The organism is Telluria sp. Soil_C_11, from assembly GCF_057657395.1.
This window is the reverse complement of sequence record NZ_JBDGIN010000052.1, coordinates 1-1004: the sequence shown is the minus strand read 5'-3', so window position 1 is coordinate 1004 and position 1004 is coordinate 1. Positions and strand designations below refer to the sequence as shown.

Below are 1004 nucleotides of genomic sequence, written 5' to 3'. Positions count from 1 at the left end.
AGCTGGTCGTTATCGACGGTAACCGTGCCTTTGTTGGCTGGGGCAGCACCCGACACCAGCGTGAAGACGTGATCGTCATCCACATCGGTGTCGTTAGCCAGTACATCGATGGTCAATGCCTGGTTCTCGGTGCCGGACGCGGTATCGGCAACGGCGACCGGTGCATCATTGGTACCGGTGACGGTCACCATGACCGTACTGGTCGACTCGAGGCCCTGGTCGTCCTTCATGGTGTAGCTCAGCGTCACCTGCTCGGTCGCACCGGCTTTCAGATGATCGAAATCCGAGCCCGGAGTGAAGACCAGCTGGTTGTTCACCACGCTGGTCGTGCCCTTGCCGTCCGGTGCCGAGCCCGACACCAGCGTGAAGACGTGGTCGTCATCCACATCGGTATCGTTGCCCAGCACGTCGATGGTCAATGCCTGGTTCTCGGTGCCCGAAGCGGTATCGGCAACGGCGACCGGCGCATCGTTGGTGCCGGTGACAGTCACGGTCACCGTGCTGGTAGACTCGACACCCTGGTCGTCCTTCATCGTGTAGTTCAGCGTGACCTGTTCGGTGGCGCCTGCCTTCAGGTGGTCGAAGTCCGAGCCCGGGGTGAAGACCAGCTGGTTGTTCACCACGCTGGTCGTGCCCTTGCCGTCCGGTGCAGCACCGGATACCAGCGTGAAGACGTGGTCGTCATCCACATCGGTATCATTGGCCAGCACGTCGATGGTCAATGCCTGGTTCTCGGTGCCCGCAGCGGTATCGGCAACGGCAACCGGTGCGTCATTGGTGCCGGTGACGGTCACCACGACCGTGCTGGTCGACTCGACACCCTGGTCGTCCTTCATCGTGTAGCTCAGGGTGACCTGTTCGGTGGCGCCTGCCTTCAGGTGGTCGAAGTCCGAGCCCGGGGTGAAGACCAGCTGGTTGTTCACCACGCTGGTGGTTCCCTTGCCGTCCGGTGCCGCACCGGATACCAGCGTGAAGGCATGGCCGTCGTCCACATCGGTGTCATT

1 protein-coding gene is annotated in these 1004 nt (G+C 62.1%); it reads right to left on the bottom strand.

What is annotated here, in order from left to right; genetic code table 11:
• The coding region (locus AC3A6M_RS24815; protein WP_487855355.1) for an Ig-like domain-containing protein at window positions 1-1004 on the bottom strand (1004 nt) is incomplete at both ends.